Genomic DNA, 24267 nt, shown 5'->3' on the forward strand with positions numbered 1-24267 from the left:
GACCTGCATTTGGTCGGCTCTTCGCAACGTTTTGCCAATTCCCCGGTCATTTATTGCGATGTATTTCAAGCTGGGTCACAGAGTTCTCTGGTGCGACGGGGTTCTTTTGCCAGATAATCCGCCTTTCGATTGACGTCATGGCTTTGACGTTGCCAACCGAAGAACACCGTTTCAGGAGGCCAGGATGCATAACGACGGGAATGTAGTGCCTTTGCATAAGGTTCCTACCGATCAGGCGAATCGCTCGCCGCTCGCCCGTTTGCCTGTGATTCTGCTCCAGGTCCGCGACAAGGCCGCGCAACAGCTGCGGCTGGGTTTGCAGAGGCTGTTCGATAATGCCGACGACACCTTGTTCGAGATGGCCGATCGGGCGCGCAACGACGTCGAGCAGAATCTGTTCTTCGAAGCCATGAGGGACCTGCGCCTGAAGCGCAAAAGTATCGAACGCGAATTCATCGAGCAGTTCTTCGAGGCGTTCGTCAGCCTCGCCCAGTACGACCTGACCCATGCCTCCTTGAGCCCTGCCGCCGCGCCTGGTGCTTCGGTCCGGTCGACCCATGACGATCTGGAGCGCCATCTGGCAGTAGAAGCCATGGTCACCCGGGTGCTCAGTCGCGATGGTCCCTCCCTCGATCAATTGACGGCCCGGCTCAGCGTGTTGCTGGCCCGGCCGATGGCGAATTCACAGAACCCCCTGAGCCCGGCGCTGTTGTGCGAGACCTTTTTGCAGGCCGGACGCAACCTGGGGGTGGAGATCAAGGTCAAGCTGATCCTGCTCAAACTGTTCGAACGTTATGTGCTCAGTGAATGCGACCAGTTCTATGCCGAGGCCAATCAGTTGCTGGCGGCCACGGGGATTTTGCCGGATCTCAAGGTATCGCCGTCCCGGCGTGCCTCGGATCGTGTCGACGATGCACCGCGCCCCGCGTCGGAGCGGACGGCCAAGCCCAGGGCCGCCGAGGTCGATGACAGCGTTCAGGAAGTGTTCTCTGCCCTGCAGAAACTGGTGATGCAGGTACGTGGCAGCGTAGCGCCGACCCTGGAGCCCAGCGCACCGGCGCAGCCGATTTCGACCCGTGATCTGTTGCGTCTGCTCTCCCATTTGCAGCAATACGTGCCGGCACCCACGCTTCAGGACGAGTTCGATCTGCGCAGCCAGCTCGAACAATTGCTCACCCGGGTCAGCGTCAAGAGTGGCAAGTCGCGGGTGGTCGAGGGCGCCGATGAGGACGTGATCAACCTCATCGCGATGATGTTCGAGTTCATCCTCGACGACCACAACCTGCCGGACTCCCTCAAGGCGTTGATTGGCCGCCTGCAGATCCCGATGCTCAAGGTCGCAGTACAGGACAAGAGTTTCTTCAGTCGCGGCAATCATCCCGCCCGCCGGCTGCTTAACGAAATTGCCGCCGCAGCCATGGGCTGGGGCGACTGCGACGACCACCAGCGCGACAGCCTTTATCAGCGCATCGAACAGGTGGTGCAGCGGCTGTTGAACGATTTCGTCGATGACCCGGCGATTTTCTCCGAAGTGCTGGCCGAATTTCTCGCCTTTACCAGTGACGAGCGGCGCCGCTGCGAACTGCTCGAGCAGCGTATCCGCGATGCCGAGGAAGGGCGGGCCAAGGCTGAACTGGCACGCCAGCGGGTCGAAGGCGCGTTGAATCAGGTCATGTTCGGCAAGGTGCTGCCCCAGGCCGTGGTGGAATTCGTGCAGCAGGCCTGGAGCCAGGTGCTGCTGCTGACCGGCTTCAAGCATGGCGAGCAGTCCGCCGAATGGCAGGCCGATGTCCTGACCCTGGAGCAACTGATCTGGAGTGTCCAGTATCACGACGAGCCGGATGCCGGCCTGCGCCTGCTGGCCATGGTACCGGAGCTTCTCAAGGCCTTGCGCGAAGGGTTGAGCCGTTCGGCGTTCGATCCGTTCGCCACCAGCGAATTCTTCAGCGAACTGGAAGTCCTGCACGTGCAGGCCTTGCAGCGTATGGGCCAGGCCACGGATAAGGTCCAGTCGGCGGATGCGCCGGTGATGGTTCAGGTGCTGGAGAAAATTGTCCTGCGCCCTGCGTACAAGGCGCCGGCGGAAAACGTGACGGTGCGCTTGCCCGCCGATGACGTGGGCCTGCTTCAGGTCGACCAATTGCGCCTGGGTAGCTGGGTCGAGTTCCAGGAGGATGATGACAATAGCCTGCGTTGCAAGCTGGCGGCGATCATCCAGAGCACCGGCAACTATATTTTCGTCAACCGTACCGGCCTCAAGGTCCAAGAGCACAGCCGCACCAGCCTGGCCCTGGAGTTTCGCCGGGGGGCCGCGCGCCTGTTGGACGATACGTTGTTGTTCGACCGGGCGCTGGAATCCGTGCTCGGCAATCTGCGTCAACTCAATCGCGGCAAGTGATCGCACAGTCCGGGTCGATCACGGCATACTGACGGCATCACCGTCGTCTTCGAAGGAACCTGTATGCAGCTGGACCCCGCGAGCGGTTGGTGCGATGGCGTGCGTCATTGCCCATCGCCCAACTTCAATGCGCGCCCCGAGGGCGAAATTTCCCTGCTGGTGATCCACAACATCAGCTTGCCGCCTGCCCAGTTCGCCACCGGTAAGGTGCAGGAATTCTTCCAGAATCGCCTGGATGTCACGGAACATCCCTACTTTGCCGGTATCGCCGACTTGCGTGTCTCCGCGCATTTTCTGATCGAGCGTGACGGCGCCGTTACCCAGTTTGTTTCCTGCCTGGAGCGTGCATGGCATGCGGGTGTGTCGTGCTTCGAGGGGCGGGAAACCTGCAACGATTTTTCCATTGGCATCGAGCTCGAGGGCACCGATGACCTGCCGTTCGCCGACGCGCAGTATGTCGCCCTGGTGGATCTGACGCGGCAGTTGCAGCTGGCCTTCAAGGCGATCACCGTGCAGCGCATCTGCGGGCACAGCGACATCGCTCCAGGGCGCAAGACCGATCCGGGACCGGCATTTGACTGGGTACGCTATCGCGCGGCCCTGACAGAAGGGGAAGGACAATGAGTTTTCTGGTGTTGCTGCTGGCGGTCTGGATCGAGAAGTTCTCCGCCTTGCGCCAGCGAGTCCAGCGTGACGGCGCGTGGCTGGGTGAGCTGAACAGAATCGAGTCGAGCCCCCGTTGGGTCAATCGACCCTGGCTGGTGTTGCTGGCCATGGTCCTGCTGCCCGTGACGCTGCTGGCGCTATTGTTGTGGATGCTGCAACCGCTGGCCTACGGGCTGCTGGTGCTGCCGGTGCACTTGCTGGTGGTGATTTACAGCCTGGGGCGTGGGGATCTGCTGGCCGAGCTGGGGTCGTTTCGCGATGCGTGGCGTCGCGAGGACCTGCAAGCGGCCACCCATGTGGCCAAGCGGGACCTGGGAATTGAAGCCGACAATGGCGAGCAACTGTTGGGGCGGGTCCAGGGCCATCTGTTGTGGCAGGCCTACCAGAGCTTTTTCGCCGTGATCTTCTGGTACTTCCTGCTGGGCCCGGTGGCGGCCCTGAGTTATCGCCTGCTGGCGCTGGCCGCCGAGCATAGCCAGAATCCCGGCGTGGCCGAGCGGGCAGCACAATTGCGCCATGCCTTCGACTGGGTGCCGGTGCGGTTGCTGGCGGCGAGTTTCGCCCTGGTGGGCAACTTTGTGGCGGTCAGCCGGGTGATGCTGCATGAACTGCTGAACTGGAATATCAGCGCCGCTCAGCTGGTCGACAAGGTCGGCCTGGTGGCTGGCGAAATTTCTGGGCCCGTGGCCGGGCCGGACGGCATCAACAGCCTCGATCGGCTGTGGGAGTTGCTGCTGCGTGCGGCGGTGCTCTGGTATGCCGGGTTTGCGTTGTGGACGGTGCTGGCTTAGGCGACGAGTTCATCCTTTATTGTGTGGAACAAACTGTGGGAGCAAAGCTTGCTCGCGATAGGGACAAGCCAGTCAACATTGTTGCTGATTGATTTACCGTAATCGCGGGCGAGCCTTGCTCCCACGGATAAATACCCTCCCAGGAAAGGAACGGACCCCATCCCGGCGCCGTTAACCTTAAGTTACAAATCTCCCCTCCGATTTAGGCTATACAGGGACAGCGCCCAATAGTGGCTTTCTGCTGTCTCTGTGCGCATGCCCCATAAAAATAAAAAACCTACCGGGAGACTTCCTTGTGAAGAGTTTGCTCTGGCCCGCCGTCGCGCTGATGAACCGCCTGAGTTTCGGTATGAAATTCAGCCTGATCAGCGTGTTGTTCCTGCTGCCGATGCTGGTGACCAACTTCTTTCTGGTGCGCGATTCCTACCGCCAGTTCCAGGGGACGCAAGTGGAGCTGCAAAGCCTCGACCTGCTGGGTAACAGCCTGACCCTGCGCCGCGACCTGGAAACCCTGAACAATCTGGTGCAGATCAATGCCAGTCTGGGTCAGTCCGGCAAGGCCGGCGATGTGGACGCGAAAATAAGCACCCTCGAGCGGCAAGCCCTTGCGCGTCTGCAAGGCATGACCGTCGTGGCCGTGGAACCTGAGCAAGCGAGTCTCTTCGACGCCAAGCGCGACGAAATAATCGCCGCGTTAAAGGCCCAGCAGGCCGAAAGCTCCCTGCAGAGCAAAAGTGCGCTGATCGGCAAGCTGCTCAACAGTTCGCAGATATTCAGCCAGATCATCGCCAGCCAGGCGGGACTGAGTCGTGACAGCCAGAGCGATATTCGTCAGCTCGGCGAACTGATGACCAGCGTGACCCCCAATGTCACCCAGATCCTCGGTGAGAGCCGCGCGCTGGGCGCTTCGGCCTTGGGCCTGGGGTTTCTCAGTTCCGCGTCCAGTACCCGATTCGATGAGCTGCTGGCGCAGATCGAAAAAGTCCAGGGTGAATATGGCTTGAAGCTGCAAGATGCGTTGATCTCCAGTCAGGCGGCTGGACAGGCTCTTGCCAGCCCGGCCGACGGCAGCAAGGGCACCTTGAAGAAGGTCGCCGAGCTGATCGAGGAGCAGGTGGTGATGGCCGATACCCTCGATGCGCCCTGGCCGGTCTTTTTCGATCAGGTCAGCAGCCTGATGGAGCAGACCTACCGGCTGAACGACGCAGCGCTGGGTTTTCTCGATGTCCAGTTGCGGCATCGCCTGGAGCAGAACCGCAGCCACATGGTGCTGCAAGCGGTGGCATTGGTGGTGGTATTTCTGCTGATCTTCTATTTGTACGCCGGCTTCTATGCCTCGACCCTCACCACGCTCCAATACCTGGGGCGGATGATGGACAAAGTGGCGGCAGGGGACATGACGGTCAATTTCGTGTCCCGCAGCAAGGACGAGCTGGGCGAGTTGGGTGAGGTGTTCAACGGCACGGTGGCGAAGATCCACGACCTGATCGAGCGGGTGGGTCAGACAGTCGTCGAGGTGGAGCGTCAGGCCGGACAGGTGGAATCGGTCTCGGCCCAAAGCAACCAGGCAGTGGCCGGCCAGCGCAGCCAGATCGAACTGGTTGCCACGGCAATGAACCAGATGTCGGCTACGGCCCAGGAGGTGGCTCGCAGTGCCGCTGCGGCGGTCAGCAGCGCTCACAGTGTGAACGATGAAACACTCAGTGGACGTGGGCTGGTGGAGTCCCAACAGGGCAGCATCGCCCGCCTGGCCAGCGAGATCGATCAATCGGTGCAGGTGATCAATCAGTTGGCGACCGACAGCCAGGCCATCAGCCGCGTGCTGGATGTGATCAAGAGCATCGCCGAGCAGACCAACCTGCTGGCCCTCAACGCTGCGATTGAGGCGGCTCGGGCCGGAGAGCAGGGACGCGGCTTCGCGGTGGTAGCCGATGAAGTGCGGACCCTGGCCAAGCGGACCCAGCAATCGACTGAAGAGATCGAAGCGATGATCAGTCGTCTGCACGGCGGCGTGGGCGCAGCCGTCAAGGCCATGGGGACCAGTCATGAAATGGCCAGCGGCACGGTCGGTCAGTCGGAAAAGGTCCAGCAGGCGTTGGCAAACATCCTCGGCGCGGTTGGCATGATCGTCGACCAGAACCAGCAGATCGCGGCCGCGGTGGAGCAGCAGACGGCGGTGGCCCATGATATCGACCAGAACATTGTCGAGATCAACCGTGCGGGTGAGCGCACCGCCGAAGGGGCGCACCAGACTGAGGATGCCAGTCGTGAACTGTCTGCACAGGTGGGGCAGCTCAAGGTGTTGATCAATGCGTTTCGGGTGTGAAGGCTCGTGTGGGAGCGAGCCTGCTCGCGATGGCGGTCTTACTGGGTACATATCCATTGCTGCGGTAACGGCTACTTATGGTTCCGCTCTTACAGCGGGTTACTTTTGGCAGACGCCCCAAAAGTAACCAAAAAGGCTTGGCCCCACCACTCGGCACCTCGCCTAGGCTCGGTGTGCCCTCACTCCGGCATTGCTCCGTGGGCCCGCCGCGAAGGGCCATCCATGGCCCAGCGCGGCTAACCCGGCATCCATGCCGGGTTGCCCACTACGCAATGCCTGCGTTCGGCCAGCGTGGTTAATGGGGCCCGAAGATCAAGAGCAAAAGCAAAAGCAAAAGCAAAAAAGCGAGGTGACGTTACGGCCGACCTGTCTCTCCAGACGTACCTCGATCCAACTGTGGGAGCGAGCCTGCTCGCGATGGCGTCGGTACATCCAACCTCTCTTACCCAGGCTGACCGCTTTCGCGAGCGAGTCCGCACAGGAGAGTGCGGTCACCAGTTGAACAATTGTCGGGCGTTCGCGGTGCTGGCCTCGGCCAGTTGCTCCGGGCTGATCGCCATGATTGCGGCCAGGGCCTCGCAAATCGCCGGCAGGTGCGCCGGGCTGTTGCGTTGGCCGGGGAACATTGCCGGGGCCATGTCCGGGGAGTCGGTTTCCAGCACAACCGCTTCCAGCGGCAGTTTCGCCAGTACCCGGTGCATGCGCAGGGCCTGGGGCCAGGTGGCGGCGCCACCGAGGCCGAGTTTGTAGCCGAGCTTGATGTACTCGCGGGCTTCTTCGAAACTGCCGGCGAAGGCGTGAATGATCCCCGCGCGTTTCAGGGGAAGGTGCTTGAGGGTGGCGATCACCGCTGCATGGCTGCGACGCACGTGGATGAGTGCTGGCAGTTCGAACTCGGCTGCCAGTTGCAGTTGCGCTTCGAACAGCGTCTGCTGGCGCTCACGGTCCAGGCTCTCGACGTAGTAATCCAGGCCGATTTCTCCCACCGCGCACAACTGCCGATGCCCGGCCAGTCGCGCCAGCCAGTCGCGCAGGTGCGCCACGTCCTCGGGGCGATGCTGGTCGAGATACACCGGGTGCAGCCCAAGCGCTGCGTGCAGATCCGGGTCGCGTTGTACCAGGTCCCAGACCCGCTGCCAGTTGTCCCGATACACCCCCAGCACCACCATCTGCCGGACACCCAGGGCGCGGCTTGCGGCCAGCAGTGCTGGACGATCCGCGTCGAAGTCGGGAAAGTCCAGGTGGGTATGAGTGTCGATCAGCTCCACGATTCAGTCCCGGTGGATACGCTGCTTGAAGGTCCGCGCAATGGCCTGCACGCCAGGTTGATAGTCATCGTTCTCGATGGCCGCCAGGGCCAGTTCCAGCGCCTTATCGGCAATCAGCTGATGCTGCTGGGACATGGCATTGACCGGCAATGGCAGGAAGTCCAGCAATTGCGTGTCACCAAAGGTGCCCAGGCGCAACGGGCGCGACTTGAGCGGGAAGTCGTGCAGGGCGTCGAACACCCCTTGCAGCAGCACGTAGGAGGTGGTGATCAGCGCATCGGGCAGATGCCCCAGGCGCATAAGCAAGTCGTCCATCAACTGGCGGCCGCATTCGCGGCTGAACGACTCGCCGTGCTCGATCAGCACCTGGCCGTCGAAACCGGTCAATGCTTCGCGAAAGCCTGCGGCCCGCTCCTGGCTGATACTCAGCTCGGGGCGCGCGCCGAGCAGCACGATCTGCCGGGGTTGCGTCTCCAGCAGGCTGCGGGTCAGTTGCAGACTGGCCTGGCGGTCATCGCTGATCACTGAGCAGAAGTGCTCAGGCTCCATCACCCGGTCGATGGCGATGATCGGAATGCCCTTGGCCTGGAGCTGGCGGTAGCTGTCATCCCCGGCTGGCAGGCAGCTGGCGACGATCAGCGCGTCGCAGCGCCGGGCGCGGAACAGCTGCAACAGCTGCCGCTCACTCTCTGGCGCGTCATCTGAGCTGGCAATCAGCAACTGGTAGCCCTGAGCCCGGGCACCCTGTTCCAGCAGCTTGGCGATGCGGGCGTAACTGGGGTTTTCCAGGTCCGGCAGAATGAAGCCCAGGGTACGGGTATGCCGACTGCGCAATCCGGCGGCCTGGGGATTAGGCGTAAAGCCATGTTCTTCGACCACCGCACGCACCCGTTCGACGGTCGCATTGCTGATGCGTTGCTGTTCGGCCTTGCCGTTGATGACATAGCTGGCGGTGGTGACGGACACACCGGCCAGTTGGGCGATATCACTGAGTTTCAACCCGTTTTTCCTTGTTTTTTCGAGTTTGCCCGACACTGAGCGCCCATCCTACCCGATTCGGCGCGACGGTCGTTGTCCAAACACTGGCGACAAGTTGCACTTCAAGGATGAGAGATTATCGAGTAACGTGCCAATCTTTCTAGATTAAACGTTTCAGCAAGCGTATTTTCAAGGTTAGCAGGATTTTCTGGCCGCACTGCCGCGATACCGCCAAAAGCCGTCCTGTAACGCTAAGCTGTCATTCAAAACAATACCTGGCGCCAACCCGACGCCAAAAAGGAGAAAGCATGCTCGAGCTCAATCCAGAGCAGATATCCATGGCCCAGACCGCCGTGGATAAAGCCGCCGCGCTGCAATTGCTCGCTGACAAACTGGTGGCCGATGGCCTGGTGGCCGAAGGTTATCTCGCCGGCTTGCAGGCCCGCGAAGCCCAGGGTTCGACTTTTCTTGGCCAAGGTATCGCCATCCCCCACGGTACGCCGCAAACCCGCGACCTGGTGCACTCGACCGGTGTTCGTTTGCTGCAATTCCCGGACGGCGTGGACTGGGGTGACGGGCAAATCGTCTACTTGGCGATCGGCATCGCGGCCAAGTCCGATGAGCACCTGCGCTTGCTGCAACTGCTGACCCGTGCCCTCGGCGAGACCGATCTGGGCCAGGCACTGCGGCGTGCCAGCTCCGCCGAAGCCTTGCTGAAGTTGCTGCAAGGTGCGCCGCAGGAGTTGGCCTTGGATGCGCAAATGATCGGGCTCGGCGTATCGGCCGACGATTTCGAAGAGCTGGTGTGGCGTGGCGCCCGTCTGCTGCGCCAGGCAGATTGCGTGAGTAACGGCTTTGCCGGGGTATTGCAGCAGGTCGATGCGCTGCCTCTGGGCGATGGCCTGTGGTGGCTGCACAGCGAACAGACCGTCAAGCGTCCGGGCCTGGCCTTCGTGACACCGGACAAGCCCATCCGTTATCTGGGCCAACCCTTGAGTGGCCTGTTCTGCCTCGCCAGTCTCGGCGAAGCTCACCAGGCATTGCTCGAGCGACTCTGCGCATTGCTGATTGAAGGTCGCGGCCACGAACTGGGCCGTGCCACCAGCAGCCGCAAGGTGCTGGAGGTGCTCGGTGGCGAGCTGCCCGCCGACTGGCCCAGCGCTCGTATCGGCCTGGCCAACGCCCATGGCTTGCACGCGCGTCCGGCGAAGATCCTTGCGCAACTGGCAAAAAGCTTCGAAGGCGAGATCCGCGTGCGCATTGTCGACGGCCAGGACAGCGCCGTGTCGGCCAAGAGCTTGAGCAAACTGCTGAGCCTGGGCGCCCGCCGCGGTCAGGTTCTGGAGTTCATCGCTGAACCAAGCATCGCCGCCGATGCGCTGCCGGCATTGCTGGCAGCCATCGAAGAGGGCCTGGGCGAAGAAGTCGAGCCGCTGCCGCCGCCGAGTGCGCCGCAGGAAAGCCCGATGGCCGAAGTCGCGACCGTGCTGCTGGCCCCCGAATCCGGCAGTCTGATCCAGGCGGTGCCCGCCGCGCCGGGTATCGCCATTGGTCCGGCCCATATCCAGGTGTTGCAAGCCATCGACTATCCGCTGCGCGGCGAGTCGGCCGCCATTGAACGCGAGCGCCTGCAGAACGCCTTGAATCAGGTACGCCGCGATATCGAAGGCCTGATCGAACGCGCCAAGGCCAAGGCCATCCGCGAGATTTTCGTTACCCACCAGGAAATGCTCGACGACCCGGAGCTGACTGACGAAGTCGATACCCGTTTGAAGCTCGGTGAGAGTGCGCAAGCGGCGTGGATGGGTGTGATTGAAGCTGCCGCAAAGGAGCAGGAAGCCTTGCAGGACGCCTTGCTCGCCGAGCGAGCCGCTGACCTGCGGGACGTCGGCCGGCGTGTGCTGGCGCAGTTGTGTGGCATCGAAACCCCGAGCGAACCCGAGCAACCTTACATCCTGGTGATGGACGAGGTCGGTCCGTCCGACGTGGCGCGCCTGGACCCGAGCCGTGTGGCGGGGATTCTCACCGCTCGCGGCGGCGCCACCGCCCATAGCGCGATTGTCGCCCGGGCCCTGGGCATTCCGGCGCTGGTGGGAGCCGGGGCCTCGGTGTTGCTGTTGGCCCCGGGCACTTCATTGTTGTTGGACGGCCAGCGCGGTCGCCTGCATGTAGAGCCTGATGCCGCCACCCTGCGACGCGCGGTCGAGGAACGTGACACCCGCGAGCAGCGCCTCAAGGCGGCTGCCGAACAGCGCCACCAACCCGCTCTGACCCGCGATGGCCACCCGGTGGAAGTGTTCGCCAACATCGGCGAAAGCGCCGGTGTCACCAGCGCGGTGGAGCAGGGTGCCGAAGGCATCGGCCTGTTGCGCACCGAACTGATTTTCATGGCCCACACCCAGGCACCGGACGAAGCGACCCAGGAAGCCGAATACCGCAAGGTGCTCGATGGCCTGGCCGGCCGGCCCCTGGTAGTGCGCACACTGGATGTCGGCGGTGACAAGCCGCTGCCGTATTGGCCGATCGCGAAAGAAGAAAACCCGTTCCTCGGCGTGCGTGGCATCCGCCTGACCTTGCAGCGCCCGCAAGTCATGGAGGCGCAACTGCGTGCCTTGCTGCGTTCGGCGGACAACCGTCCGTTGCGGATCATGTTCCCGATGGTGGGCAGCGTCGAAGAATGGCGTCAGGCCCGGGACATGACCGAGCGCCTGCGCCTGGAAGTCCCGGTGGCGGACCTGCAACTGGGGATCATGATCGAAGTGCCGTCCGCCGCGTTGCTCGCGCCGGTGCTTGCCAGGGAAGTCGATTTCTTCAGCGTGGGCACCAACGACCTGACGCAGTACACCCTGGCCATCGACCGCGGCCACCCGAGTCTTTCGGCCCAGGCCGACGGCTTGCACCCGGCGGTGCTGCAATTGATCGACATCACCGTGCGCGCTGCCCATGCCCATGGCAAATGGGTGGGCGTGTGCGGCGAGCTGGCGGCCGACCCGCTGGCAGTGCCGGTACTGGTGGGCCTGGGCGTGGATGAACTGAGTGTGTCGGCCCGCAGCATTGCGGAGGTCAAGGCACGAGTACGCGAGCTGAGTCTCGAACAGGCACAAGCCCTGGCCGGCGAGGCATTGGCCGTGGGCAGCGCCAATGATGTGCGCGCATTAGTGGAGGCGCTGTAATGGCGAAGATTCTTACCCTGACCCTCAACCCGGCGCTTGACCTCACGGTGGAACTGGCGCGCCTGGAGCCGGGCCAGGTCAACCGCAGCGATGCCATGCACAGCCACGCCGCCGGCAAGGGCGTGAACGTGGCCCAGGTGTTGGCCGACCTGGGACATACGCTGACTGTCAGCGGCTTTCTGGGTGAAGACAACGCTCAGGCATTCGAGACGTTGTTCGCTCAGCGCGGGTTTGTCGACGCCTTTATCCGTGTGCCCGGGGAGACCCGCAGCAACATCAAGCTGGCAGAGCAGGATGGACGCATCACCGACCTCAACGGCCCCGGCCCGAGGGTCGATGCTGCGGCGCAGCAAGCGCTGCTGAATCGTCTGGAGCAGATAGCCCCCGAGCACGATGTCGTGGTGCTGGCGGGCAGTCTGCCCCGGGGCGTCAGTCCGCAATGGTTGCAGGCGTTGATCACTCGCCTGAAAACCCTCGGCTTGAAGGTCGCCCTCGACACCAGCGGCGAAGCCTTGCGTGTCGCGCTGGCGGCCGGGCCTTGGCTGATCAAGCCGAACACCGAGGAGCTGGCCGATGCACTGGGCTGCGATGTGGTGACCGAACAGGCCCAGGCCCAAGCGGCGCAACGCCTGCATGGCCAGGGCGTCGAGCATGTGGTGATTTCCCACGGTGCCGAGGGTGTGAACTGGTTCAACGTCGGCTCGGCGCTGCACGCTTCTCCTCCCAAGGTCACCGTCGCCAGCACCGTGGGTGCCGGTGATTCGCTGCTGGCAGGCATGCTGCACGGCCTGCTCGGTGCGCACACTCCGGAACAGACCCTGCGTACCGCCACGGCCATTGCTGCGATGGCGGTTACTCAGATCGGTTTTGGCATTCATGACACCGCGCTGCTGGCGTCGCTTGAACAGGGCGTGCGCGTGCGCCCCCTGACAGAACAATAAGAGGGTTCGCGAGAATGAAATTAGCCATTGTGACGGCCTGCCCGAACGGCATGGTTACCAGTGTGTTGTGCGCCCGCCTGCTGGACGCGGCGGCCCAGCGCCAGGGATGGAGCACCAGCGTCGAAGTCCATGACGCGGCCCATCCGGAGCGTCAGTTGTCGGCGGCCACCCTTGAAGCCGCCGAGTGGGTATTGCTGGTTGCCAGTGGCCCGGTGGACTTGTCGCGGTTCGTCGGCAAGCGCCTGTTCCGCAGCACCCCGGCCCTGGCCCTGCAGGATGTCGACTCGGTGCTGCGACGTGGCGCCGAAGAGGCTGCGGTCCTGGTCGAGTCGGATGTTCGGCAGGAGGCGGCTGTTCCAGCGCAATCGTCCAGGGCAGTGAGTGAGCGCGCGCCGCGTCTGGTTGCCATCACCGCTTGTCCGACGGGCGTAGCCCATACCTTCATGGCCGCAGAGGCATTGCAGCAGGCCGCGACGCGATTGGGCTATGACCTGCAGGTGGAAACCCAGGGTTCGGTGGGCGCGCGCAACCCATTGAGCCCCCAGGCTATCGCCGATGCGGATGTGGTGTTGCTGGCGACCGACATCGAAGTCGCCACCGAGCGTTTTGCCGGCAAGAAGATCTACCGCTGCGGCACGGGCATCGCCTTGAAACAGGCTGAGGCCACGTTGAAAAAAGCCCTGGCCGAGGGCCAACAGGAAAGTGCGGCCGGCAGCAGTGCAGGGCCGGCCAAGGCAGAGAAAACCGGTGTCTATAAACATTTGCTGACTGGCGTGTCGTTCATGCTGCCGATGGTGGTGGCCGGAGGTTTGCTGATCGCGTTGTCGTTCGTGTTCGGCATCACCGCGTTCAAGGAACCCGGCACATTGGCGGCTGCGCTGATGCAGATCGGCGGTGAAAGTGCGTTCAAACTGATGGTGCCGTTGCTGGCCGGTTACATCGCCTATTCCATCGCGGACCGTCCGGGCCTCGCGCCGGGGATGATCGGCGGGATGCTGGCGAGCACCCTGGGCGCCGGGTTCATCGGCGGGATCATCGCCGGCTTCCTGGCCGGTTATGCGGCCAAGGCGATCAACCGCTACGCACGTCTGCCTCAGAGCCTGGAAGCGCTCAAGCCGATCCTGATCATCCCGCTGCTGGCGAGCCTGTTCACCGGTCTGGTGATGATCTACGTGGTGGGCAAACCGGTGGCGGGCATGCTCGAAGGCCTGACTCATTTCCTCGACAGCATGGGCACCACCAATGCGATTCTGTTGGGTGTGCTGCTGGGGGCGATGATGTGTGTCGACCTCGGTGGCCCGATCAACAAGGCCGCCTACGCGTTTTCGGTGGGGCTGCTGGCATCGCAGAGTTACGCGCCGATGGCCGCGACCATGGCCGCCGGCATGGTGCCGCCGATTGGCCTGGGCATCGCCACCTTCATCGCCCGGCGCAAGTTTGCCCAGACCGAGCGCGAGGCCGGTAAGGCGGCGTTGGTGCTGGGGCTGTGCTTCATTTCCGAGGGCGCGATTCCGTTCGCCGCGAAGGACCCGCTACGGGTGATCCCGGCCAGCATCGCCGGTGGTGCGCTGGCCGGTGCACTGTCGATGTACTTCGGCTGCAAACTCATGGCACCCCATGGCGGGCTGTTCGTGATGCTGATCCCCAACGCCATCAACCATGCGTTGCTGTACTTGCTGGCGATCGTGGCGGGCAGTTTGCTGACGGCGGTGGCGTATGCGCTGCTCAAGCGTCCGGAGCAAGTCGAGATGGTGCTGGAGCCTGCCAAGGCCTGATCCAACGCAATCCTCCTGTGGGAGCGAGCCTGCTCGCGATAGCGGTGTATCAGCCAACGACTCTGTTGACTGACCCTCCGCTATCGCGAGCAGGCTCGCTCCCACAGTTGTTTGGGGGTGTCCAGGGGATGGTTGTCACACCCGATTAACACGAGCATGTTCTAGTTTTCCCATTTGGGAGGAACACCATGAGCGAGTTCGACCTGAGCCGGCGCCGTGTGATGCAGGCTGTGGGGGCGGGGTTGTTGGTGCCGGGGCTGGCGCCGGCGGTGATTGCCTCGGTCAAGGACCGGCCGGTACTGACCGATGGTGTGCAGTCCGGTGACTTGCAGGGCGACCGGGTGATGATCTGGAGTCGCAGCGACCGTCCGGCACGCATGGTGGTGGACTGGGACACCCGTAGCGGCTTCTCCAACCCTCGGCGCGTTGTCTCGCCACTGGCCGACAGCCGCAGCGATTTCACCGCCCGGGTCGAGCTCACCGGCCTGCCGCCCGACCAGGCGATTTTCTACCGCGTCCATTTCGAAGACGCCCAGAGCGGCGTTGCCAGTGAGCCCTGGTTGGGCCACCTGCGCAGCGCGCCGCAGTTCAAGCGCAATATCCGCTTTGTCTGGAGCGGCGACACCGTCGGCCAGGGTTTCGGGATCAACCCGGACATCGGCGGCATGCGCATTTACGAAGCCATGCGCCTGCGCCTGCCGGACTTCTTCATCCACAGCGGCGACACGATTTACGCTGACGGCCCGGTGCCGGCCCAGATCACCACGGAAAGCGGGCGCATCTGGCGCAACCTCACCACCGAAGCCAAGAGCAAGGTGGCGGAGACGCTGGACGAGTATCGCGGCAACTACCGCTACAACCTGATGGACGAGAACGTGCGGCGTTTCAACGCCGAGGTGCCGCAGATCTGGCAATGGGACGATCACGAAGTGGTCAATAACTGGTCGCCAGGCAAGCAGTTGGACGAGCGCTACCAGACCAAGGATATCGGCACCCTGGTGGGCCGTGCGCGCCAGGCCTGGCTGGAATACGCGCCGATGCGCTTGCAGAAGGCCGATGGCGGCGGGCGGATCTATCGCAAGCTCGCCTATGGGCCGATGCTGGATGTATTCGTGCTCGACATGCGCAGCTACCGCGAAGCCAATGACGCCAACCTCGGCGCGGCCAAACCCTTCCTCGGTCGCGAGCAGTTGGATTGGCTCAAGCGCGAGCTGAAGCAATCCCGTGCCCAATGGAAAGTCATCGCCGCCGACATGCCCATCGGCCTGGGCGTGCCCGACGGCGAAGTCAGCCCCGGTGTGCCGCGCTGGGAAGCGGTTGCCAACGGTGATCCGGGCCAGGCCCAGGGCCGCGAAGTGGAAATTGCCGAACTGCTCGGCTACCTGCGCAAGCATCAGGTACGCAACTACGTCTGGCTCACCGCCGATGTTCACTATTGCGCCGCCCACCACTACCACCCGGAACAGGCCGCGTTCCAGGATTTCGAGCCGTTCTGGGAGTTTGTCGCCGGGCCGCTGAACGCCGGCAGCTTCGGACCCAACGCCCTGGACAAGACCTTCGGTCCAGAGGTGGTGTTCCAGAAGGCGCCCCCGGCCCAGAACACCTCGCCGTTTGCCGGCTATCAGTTCTTCGGCGAGGTGAACATCGACGGGCAGAGCGGGGAGATGAGCGTGGTGTTGCGGGATCTGGAAGGGGTGGCGGTGTTCGAGAAGAAACTGCAGCCGCTGTGATCTGCAGATCACAGGGGGGCCTTGTGGGAGCGGGCTTGCTCGCGAAAGCGGTGGATCTGTCACGCAGAGGTTGAATGTACCGCCGCCATCGCGGGCAAGCCCGGCTCCCACAAGGTCAGGTGGCATATGCAAAGACCGCATACACCCTGAATCCTCTGTGGGAGCGAGCCTGCTCGCGATAGCGGTGGGTCTGTCACGCAGAGGTTGAATGTACCGCCGCCATCGCGGGCAAGCCCGGCTCCCACAAGATCAGGTGGCATATGCGAAGACCGCATACACCCTGAATCCTCTGTGGGAGCGAGCCTGCTCGCGATAGCGGTGGGTCTGTCACGCAGAGGTTGAATGTACCGCCGCCATCGCGGGCAAGCCCGGTTCCCACAAGGTCAGGTGGCATATGCAAAGACCGCACACACCCTGAATCCTCTGTGGGAGCGAGCCTGCTCGCGATAGCGGTGGGTCTGTCACGCAGAGGTTGAATGTACCGCCGCCATCGCGGGCAAGCCCGGCTCCCACAAGATCAGGTGGCGAATGCAAAGACCGCATACACCCTGAATCCTCTGTGGGAGCTGGGCTGTCGGTCAGTAAACGTCCCGCCGATACCGCCCCTGCTCGATCAACCGCTCCACTTCCTCTGCTCCCAGCACGTCGTTGAGCACCCGATCCACCCCCGATGCCATGCCCTGCAAGCTACCGCAGACATAGATCACCGCCCCATCGGCCAGCCATTGCTTGAGCAGCGCAGCGGATTCGCGCAGGCGGTCCTGGACGTAGACTTTTTGTTCCTGATCCCGGGAGAACGCCAGGTCCAGGCGTTCCAGGTCGCCGGAGGTTACCCATTCCTGAAGCTCATCACGGCAATGGAAATCATGTTCGCGCTGGCGCTCGCCAAACAGCAGCCAATTGCGCTGCGGGCCTTCGGCAACGCGGGCCTTGAGCAGGCTGCGCAGGCCTGCCAGTCCCGTGCCGTTGCCCAGCAGGATCATCGGTACGCCCTGGGGCGGGAGGTGGAAGCCGCTGTTTCGCCGCACCCGCAGACTGATGGCGCTGCCCAGCGGGGCATGCTCGGTGAGCCAACCGGAGCCGATGCCCAGGCTTCCGTCGGCGTGGCGTTCCTGGCGCACGATCAGTTCCAGCACGCCATCGGCCGCGATCGAGGCGATGGAATATTCACGCAGCGCCAGCGGTGCCAGCGCGTCCAGCAGCGCCTGGGCATGCAAGCCCACCAGATGGGCGCGGTTTGCCGGCAACTGGCGGGTCGCCAAGGCCTGCTCCAGGCTTTGCGGCAAGCCGTCGACCTGTACGCGAGCATTGCCGGCGATACCCAGGCCCTCGAGAAAATGCTCGATGGCCAGTAGGTCGTTGCGCGGCAGTATCTCCACCAGGTCGCCGGCCAGCCAACTGCTTGGCCCTGGAGCGCTGAGGCCTAGCAGGTATACGCCCGAGCCACTGCTGTCGGGGTTGAGCAAGGTGCGCTGGCCGAGCGTCCATTGTTCGAAATCGGGGGCTTTCCAAATGTCTACCGGCGCCTGCCCGGTCAGTTCTGCCAACTGCTGTTGCCAATGACGCAAGGCATAAGGGTCGCCGCTGTCGACTTCCACCGGAGCGAACAAGGTCTTGCCGCCGTGCTCCGCCAGCCAGCTGTGCAGGCGCCGGGCGAAACCGCAGAAGTTGTCGTATTGCCGGTCGCCCAGGCCCAGCACCGCATACTGCAGGCGCTCCAGGCCCAGGGGGCGGCCCAGCACCTTGCGCTCGAAACCCCGGGCGCTGTCCGGTCCTTCGCCATCGCCGAAGGTACTGACCACAAACAAGGCGTGGGTGGAATTGCTCAGGTCCTGCTCGCTGACGCCCGCCAATGGCTGGACGTTCACCGGCAGCCCGGCGGCCTGGAGTTGGGCGGCGGTCTGCCAGGCCAACTGTTCGGCAAAGCCGCTCTGGCTGGCAAAACCGATCAGCCACGCGGGCGCATCGCCTTGGCTGGCAGCCAACCCCTGGCGCGCCTGCCGGACTTGACGTTGCTTGCGGCGACGATCCAGGTACAGCAACCAACCGGTGATAAAGAACAGCGGCATGGTCAGTGCCGCCACCGTCACCAGGACCCTTCCGATCAGGCCGAAATAGCTGCCGACATGCAGGGCGTAGACGCTGGTCAGCAGTTGCGCCTTGAGGCTCTTGTCGCTGTAGCGGCTGTGTTGGCTGACGATGCCGGTGGCCGGGTCGAGGATGATCCGGTTCAGTGCCCGGTCATGGGGCGAATTCTTCAACAAGTAGAACACGGTCGCCGGTTGCCCGGCCACCGGCGGCAGACGCACATTGTAGGAGGCCAGGTCCGGGCCGGCGGCGCTGTAGATGCTGCTCCACATGGCCCGGTAGTCGGCTACCGGCGGCGGGCCGTCAGGCACGGGGCCACGGTCGCGCACCCGTTCGTCCTTCGGTGAGTCGGAGAGCAGGCGGGTCACTCCTTTGTTGTACCAGTCGTAGGACCAGGTCAGCCCGGTCAGGGCCGCCAGCAGGTAGAACGCCAGGCACCAGGTACCGGCCACGGAATGCAGATCCCAGTTGAAACTGCGGCCTTTCTTCTTCCAGTCGAGGGTCAACCAGGCACGCCAGCTCCGCCACTGGCGCGGCCAACGCAGGTACAGCCCGGACAGACAGAAAAACACCAGGATCAACGTGCAGGCCCCGGTGATCTGCCGGCCCGCGTCGTCCAGTGCCAGGATGCGGTGCAGCTTCAGCATCAGGCCGAAGAAGTCCTGGCCCACCACATCGCCCATGAATTGAGCGTTGTAAGGGTTGAAGTAGCGCATGGGCCCGCGCTTTTCCCCAGGTGGCGCAGCGAAGATCGCCCGTGCGGCATTGCCGCTGTCGGTTTCGACCCAGAGCATGGCGACGGTTTTACCGGCGCTAGCCTCGATCTGCTCCACCAGTTCGGCCGGCGGCAGGACACCGGCCGGTTGTTTCTCCACCGTCAGCACCTGCGGGTTCAGCGCCCGCAGGATCTCGTCCTGGAACGACACCGCAGCGCCGGTAATGCCCATAAACGCCAGGACCAGCCCGGCACTGATGCCGAAAAACCAGTGCAGCTGGAACAGGGTTTTCTTCAACACGTCGCCCGCCTTGTTCATTCATTGCTGTTCATCACGGCGTGCATTATGCCGTGTGTTATCGAGAAGCATTCATAAACACGCATAAAAAGCCCGGCTCAGCCAGTGATGTCGAAATCAAGCCCTGTGGGAGCGAGCAGGTGACCACATCACGACCCCAGCCGTTGCCGGTCAGAAATGGACGTTGGTGCTCAGCAACGCCGTACGCCCGGCCGGCTGGTTGGCGAAACGGATCGAGGACGCCTTGTCGTAGCAGGTTTCGTCAGTCAGTTTCTGCGCGTTGGATTGCAGGTCCAGGTGCTTGTCGACCTCGTCATTTTCCACTCATGACTTGGGGGGCCGGATAACACGTTGTTAATGCTTGGTAATGACTGAGTATTCGCCATTGACTCAGCGCGTGTCCGGGCTGTCGGAAGATTGTCTTGTTTTCTAATATTTGAAGAGTAGTGGGCGGGTGCGCAACTGCTTTAGAGTCATTTTGCGCGATCGGTTAATTATATGAGTGGTGTTTTGCTCTGATTACCCTCGGCGAAACTTCAATGTAATTTTAGAAGACAGGAAGTCTGTGATGGAATTTAACTTGGACGATAAGATTGTCGAGGCTGCGGCGCAAGCGCCTAAGATTTTTGTAGAGGCGTCTTTGGGCAGCGGAGGTGAATATAATCGGGAACCCGGCATACAACTGACCAAAGAGCAGATTATCAGTCTGCGCCGGTATGAAGTGCTCGGATTGTCGTTACCTTATCGCTATAACGATGTGGTTGCCTATTTGAATTACGGTGCGGGTGACGGGGGCGGTCTCGGGCTGACGGCCAGGGATTTTCTGCGAACATTCACAATGACCTATGACCACGCCAAGCGTTGGGCGCCGTTGCGTCGAGAGATCATGTTGACTGGCACTCATCTGAAATTGTTTGCCGAAAAGATCATCGAGAATGGCGAAGGAATCGTTGAGGTTTATGACGACAGTGAAATAGCGAAACATCTCAGGGAGCATGCAATCAGCACCGTGGAGGGCTATCTGCAGCTCAAGCTCAAACACCCCGGCCTCCCCGACGTAACGCTGCCTTCGGGGGATATCCCAGAGATCAAGTACTACCTCAATGCCATGCTTTCTGATGTGAAGGATTGTCAGACGAAGGCAGAAAGTGTCAGGTCGGAGCTGGACCGCTTTGGCACGGACTTGCGGGAAAAGGTGCTGCCGGAAGTCAAGCTGCGATTGAAAGCGGTGAGCGAGAACTCCTATAGACAGGACATTCAAGTACTTCAGGATGATATCGATCAGCGTGCCGCGGAGCTCGATGAGCTCAATAAAAAATACGACCAGATGGTGAAAGAAGCGATTGTTGCAGCAGCCACCCTGAATGTCGGCGGACTGATTCTTGGCATCTACCAGGGGGTCCAGGCCGAGAAAATACGCAATCAGCGCAGGCAATTGAAAGAAGTTCAGGACATTGCCATCCAGAATATGGCCAGCAAAAGCCAGACATTGAGTTCATTGAATCGCGTGCGCGCTGATCTGCAGAATCTGAGTGCCGTTACGATTGAAGCTGAAGTGGCGACTCAGAACCTCATGCTGGTATGGGAAGCGCTCGGCTTATATATCACTTCCTCGGTAAAGGAGGTGGATAAGATACATAACGCCGTGAGCTTGAGGGGGTTTATCCGAAACGTGAAGAAAGTGTTCAAACCCTGGCGGGATATCCGCACCGGTTCCGATGCACTGTTGACAGTGTTTGCAGAAGCTCAGCGGGAGTATGAAATGGATAACTTGATGTCAAGGAAGATGGGGCGAATGATGTTGAGGGTCGCTGATTATCCAGCTTTTGAGGTGCGGGTGTTACGCAATCATAACTCGGACGTTCAGAGCTACAGTGTTCGGGCACAGATGCTGTTTCAACGGCATGCCTATCTGCCGGGTGTGGTGGAGAGAATGATAGGCCTGGCGCTGATGATCGACAGTACGACGTTTGGTTTGCGCAGCCGTGCACAGACAACGATGTATGTATTGGACCGGGCGCTCGGCAACCTCAAGCAGATTCAGGAGGATTTTGAAAACGCCCATGACAGGAATGAACAACATGAAATGTCCAGGGAAATGGAAGATGAGCTGCAAGAAGTGTTCGTTGCCATCGCCCAACAGACCCGCGAATTGAAAGCACTTCAGGTCGACCTCGGTGCCCGCTATGACAAGAGCGCCTCGGCGCAATGGATCGCCACACTGGAGCAGGACCGGGCGTTTGCACAAGACCAAAAGATCAAGGCTGAGGCCAGGCGAGCTGAATTGGACTCGCAGATGAAATCGGTTGCCGATGCGATTGAGTTGATTGAAAGAAACGGCGTGGAGAACATCGGTCAGCAGGCTCAGTTGACCGTGGATAATCTGATGGCGATGGGCATGGCGCCCCCTCAGGTCCAAATTGCATTGCTGGCCATGGACACGCTGAAGAAAACGCTCTCTGGCATCGCTGAAACCATTTCCTACCTCAACATGGTTGCCGGGTACAACCGCCTTCGGGACCGGGCCAGGCAACTGCGCCTGGAGGCAGAGGCGTATACCAGGGACATCACCCTGATCCTGGGCAAGGTTGAGCTGGTTCAGACGCTTGACGCATTGGACGGGGGACGTGGGCGTTTTCTCAAGGAGTTCCTGAATATCGTTGCGGCTTTTGAACACTTCGCTGGGGTTTTCGAGCCGCAGAAGTCGCAACCTGTCGAGGCGCGCGTGCGCACCGCATGTGATCTGATCCCAGGCATGATCAACCATTTGCGCCCCCTCCGTGGGTAACCAACCCATCGGAGCGGAGTCGTCCTGACCGGAATGGACATTTCCATTGATGACGCGGTGGCGGACCCGTGTCTGCCATCGCCGGGGGCAGAATATGGATCAACTTGGCTATGAATGGACAGGGGCGCAGCGACAGACCCTGGATCGTTACGCTCACTTCCTGGGTTCCCTACGCTCGATCTTGAATAACATATCGGTCGTTTTTGAACGGCGTCGAAGTGCCGGCCATCAGCCTGTCGTGCTGGCGGTGGATTCACGGTGGAATAACGCACTTTTCAACTCGCAGTACCTATCGGCGCTTTGGGGTTACGTCAATGACATAAGAATGTCCCTGGAAAGGGATGTGGAAGCACTGTCGGCGTTTATCCGGGATGCACTCGACATCACCGCGAGGGTTTCCAGACGTGAACCGGTTGAGCGAGTGGATTTCAGACTGTTCAGCTTGTCCCGTTCAGCGCAATGGTTGTTGGCTCCACCGATAAAGGTAGAGGACCTGACCCATGAGCTTCACTTGCGTTTTATCAACCACAGGAGCGCGATCAGGCAGTGGGTGTTTCGATTCAATGAACTGTATCGAGAGTCACTCGGGTTGAACCCGGTGTTCATCAGCGCCATGGATCATCGCGCTTGTCTTTGCCACACCCAGCCGAGCGTGGCGCAGATGTTATTTCAGGAGCCGGTCACTGCACCCGCCTGGGACATGATTTATTCCTCGCGGGACGCTTCGATCAGGGCGATGGAATACAAGGCCGACATTGCCGCGTTGTTCAAGGCATTCAACAGTCTGAACGGGCAGATGGGCTTGTTGGCGCAGGATTTATATCAGCGCATGGAGGACGTGGTTCTGACGCTCAGGCGCGCAAGCTATGCGGTGCGGCTGGGAGAACTGAATTCGAAATTGAGCGTTGCCATGAAGGCGGTTGGTCGATGCATGGAGCTGCTGGAGGATTTCGAGGCCTGGCTGCGCAAATAAAAAGGTCCATGCAGGGTGCATGGACCTTTTTTATCGACAGGCTGCGTTACACGTAGAACGACTTCAGCGGCGGGAAGCCATTGAATTCCACGGCGCTGTAGCTGGTGGTGTAGGCGCCGGTCGACAGCCAGTACAGGCGATCACCGATGGCCAGGTTCAGTGGTAGGCCGTACTTGTAGTTCTCGTACATGATGTCGGCGCTGTCGCAGGTCGGGCCGGCGATGACCACTTCTTCCATCTCGCCTTTCTTCTCGGTCCAGATCGGGAACTTGATGGCTTCGTCCATGGTTTCGATCAGGCCGGAGAACTTGCCCACGTCGGTGTAGACCCAACGCTCGACGGCGGTACGGGATTTACGGGCGACCAGCACCACTTCGCTGACCAGGATACCGGCGTTGGCAATCAGCGAACGGCCCGGCTCGAGGATGATTTCCGGCAGGTCGTCGCCGAAGTCTTCCTTGAGGAAACGGATGATTTCCTCGGCGTAGGTTTCCAGGCTGTTGGTGCGGGTGATGTAGTTGGCCGGGAAACCGCCGCCCATGTTGATCAGTTTCAACTCGATGCCGTCTTCTTCCTTGAGACGCTCGAAGATCACCTTGACCTTGGCAATGGCGGCGTCCCAAACGCTGATGTCGCGCTGTTGCGAGCCAACGTGGAACGAGATGCCGTATGGCACCAGGCCCAGGTCACGGGCCAGGATCAGCAGGTCCATGGCCATGTCGGTCTGGCAGCCGAATTTGCGCGACAGGGGCCAGTCAGCGGTGGTCGAACCTTCGGTCAGGATACGTACATAGACTTTCGAGCCCGGCGCTGCCTTGGCGATGTTGCGCAGGTCGGCTTCGGAGTCGGTGGCGTACAGGCGCACGCCTTTTTCGTAGAAGTAGCGGATGTCCCGGGACTTCTTGATGGTGTTGCCGTAGCTGATCTGGTCGGGGGTAACGCCCCGGCTCAGGACCTTGTCCAGCTCATAGATCGAGGCGATGTCGAAGTTCGAGCCTTTTTCCTTGAGCAGGTCGATGATTTCCACCGCCGGGTTGGCCTTCACGGCGTAGTAGACCTTGGCGAACTCGAAACCTGCGCGCAGGTCGTCGTAGGCCTGGGAGATCATCGCGGTGTCGATCACCACGAACGGGGTTTCCTGCTTGTCGGCGAACGCCTTCATTTTCTGAAAGGTTTCGCGCGCGAAATAATCTTCGACCTGGATCGACATACGTTGGGACTCCTACTGGCAAACATCAGGATCAATGGGTTTGAGGGCAAGCTGCCCCCGTGAACGTCCTCCGTATCCCCACTTTGGTTCGCCTACTTCCCAAGGCATGTCGCCGAAAGCAAAAAGGCCATGGGCTGCGTGGTGCCCTT

At 61.5% G+C, this 24267-nt stretch carries 15 protein-coding genes; 10 read left to right on the forward strand and 5 right to left on the reverse strand.

Annotation, left to right across the window (positions count from 1 at the left end; all coding sequences use genetic code 11):
* Window positions 1-184: 184 nt before the first annotated feature.
* The 4 genes from AD665_RS17890 to AD665_RS28195 all read left to right on the forward strand — a co-directional run bounded on the left by AD665_RS17890 (window position 185) and on the right by AD665_RS28195 (window position 6181).
* Window positions 185-2398, forward strand: coding sequence for a DUF1631 domain-containing protein (locus tag AD665_RS17890; protein ID WP_053193013.1), 2214 nt, complete (start codon window positions 185-187; stop codon window positions 2396-2398).
* 63 nt (window positions 2399-2461) lie between these two features.
* Window positions 2462-3022, forward strand: coding sequence for a 1,6-anhydro-N-acetylmuramyl-L-alanine amidase AmpD (gene ampD / locus AD665_RS17895; protein ID WP_024779935.1), 561 nt, complete (start codon window positions 2462-2464; stop codon window positions 3020-3022).
* The gene (gene ampE, locus AD665_RS17900; protein WP_024779934.1) at window positions 3019-3855 is read left to right on the forward strand and encodes a regulatory signaling modulator protein AmpE; all 837 of its coding nucleotides are present in this window, start codon (window positions 3019-3021) and stop codon (window positions 3853-3855) included. Before ampD ends, ampE begins: the two co-directional genes overlap by 4 nt.
* A 1621-nt stretch (window positions 3856-5476) precedes the next feature.
* Entirely contained in the window at window positions 5477-6181 is a 705-nt protein-coding gene (locus tag AD665_RS28195; RefSeq protein WP_392396978.1) for a methyl-accepting chemotaxis protein, read from the forward strand.
* 491 nt (window positions 6182-6672) lie between these two features.
* On the opposite strand, the gene AD665_RS17910 is transcribed toward AD665_RS28195, so the two are convergent.
* Both AD665_RS17910 and cra read right to left on the reverse strand, forming a co-directional pair.
* Window positions 6673-7449, reverse strand: coding sequence for a TatD family hydrolase (locus tag AD665_RS17910; protein WP_053193015.1), 777 nt, complete (start codon window positions 7447-7449; stop codon window positions 6673-6675).
* A gap of 3 nt (window positions 7450-7452) precedes the next feature.
* Window positions 7453-8448 carry a catabolite repressor/activator gene (cra, locus tag AD665_RS17915; protein WP_024781166.1) on the reverse strand — a complete coding sequence of 332 codons (996 nt, stop codon included), beginning with the start codon at window positions 8446-8448 and terminating at the stop codon, window positions 7453-7455.
* 287 nt (window positions 8449-8735) lie between these two features.
* On the opposite strand from cra, the gene ptsP reads away from it, so the two are divergent.
* The 4 genes from ptsP (at window position 8736) to AD665_RS17935 (ending at window position 16046) form a co-directional block, all read left to right on the forward strand.
* Window positions 8736-11600 carry a phosphoenolpyruvate--protein phosphotransferase gene (gene ptsP, locus AD665_RS17920; RefSeq protein ID WP_053193017.1) on the forward strand — a complete coding sequence of 955 codons (2865 nt, stop codon included), beginning with the start codon at window positions 8736-8738 and terminating at the stop codon, window positions 11598-11600.
* Window positions 11600-12541, forward strand: a complete 942-nt coding sequence (gene pfkB / locus AD665_RS17925; protein ID WP_053193019.1) for a 1-phosphofructokinase — start codon at window positions 11600-11602, stop codon at window positions 12539-12541. Before ptsP ends, pfkB begins: the two co-directional genes overlap by 1 nt.
* 14 nt (window positions 12542-12555) lie before the next feature.
* The gene (locus tag AD665_RS17930) at window positions 12556-14316 is read left to right on the forward strand and encodes a PTS fructose-like transporter subunit IIB (RefSeq protein ID WP_053193025.1); all 1761 of its coding nucleotides are present in this window, start codon (window positions 12556-12558) and stop codon (window positions 14314-14316) included.
* 188 nt (window positions 14317-14504) lie between these two features.
* Complete coding sequence (locus AD665_RS17935) at window positions 14505-16046, forward strand: alkaline phosphatase D family protein (protein WP_024781170.1); 1542 nt, start codon at window positions 14505-14507, stop codon at window positions 16044-16046.
* 578 nt (window positions 16047-16624) lie between these two features.
* Here AD665_RS17935 and AD665_RS17940 read toward each other — a convergent pair.
* Both AD665_RS17940 and AD665_RS27425 read right to left on the reverse strand, forming a co-directional pair.
* Complete coding sequence (locus tag AD665_RS17940) at window positions 16625-19150, reverse strand: PepSY domain-containing protein (protein ID WP_053193037.1); 2526 nt, start codon at window positions 19148-19150, stop codon at window positions 16625-16627.
* A 168-nt stretch (window positions 19151-19318) separates the two neighbouring features.
* Window positions 19319-19471, reverse strand: a complete 153-nt coding sequence (locus AD665_RS27425; protein ID WP_155254766.1) for a hypothetical protein — start codon at window positions 19469-19471, stop codon at window positions 19319-19321.
* A gap of 244 nt (window positions 19472-19715) precedes the next feature.
* On the opposite strand from AD665_RS27425, the gene AD665_RS17945 reads away from it, so the two are divergent.
* Both AD665_RS17945 and AD665_RS17950 read left to right on the forward strand, forming a co-directional pair.
* Window positions 19716-21935 (forward strand): alpha-xenorhabdolysin family binary toxin subunit A, encoded by a 2220-nt coding sequence (locus AD665_RS17945; protein WP_053193027.1) that lies wholly within the window; start codon window positions 19716-19718, stop codon window positions 21933-21935.
* A 94-nt stretch (window positions 21936-22029) separates the two neighbouring features.
* On the forward strand, window positions 22030-22908 hold the full coding sequence (locus AD665_RS17950) for a hypothetical protein (protein ID WP_033035208.1): 879 nt from the start codon (window positions 22030-22032) through the stop codon (window positions 22906-22908).
* A gap of 46 nt (window positions 22909-22954) precedes the next feature.
* On the opposite strand, the gene AD665_RS17955 is transcribed toward AD665_RS17950, so the two are convergent.
* Window positions 22955-24118 (reverse strand): type III PLP-dependent enzyme, encoded by a 1164-nt coding sequence (locus tag AD665_RS17955; RefSeq protein ID WP_024781129.1) that lies wholly within the window; start codon window positions 24116-24118, stop codon window positions 22955-22957.
* Between the last annotated feature and the right edge of the window lie 149 nt (window positions 24119-24267).

Origin of the sequence: Pseudomonas corrugata (genome assembly GCF_001269905.1) — a bacterium.
GTDB classification, from domain to species: domain Bacteria; phylum Pseudomonadota; class Gammaproteobacteria; order Pseudomonadales; family Pseudomonadaceae; genus Aquipseudomonas; species Aquipseudomonas corrugata.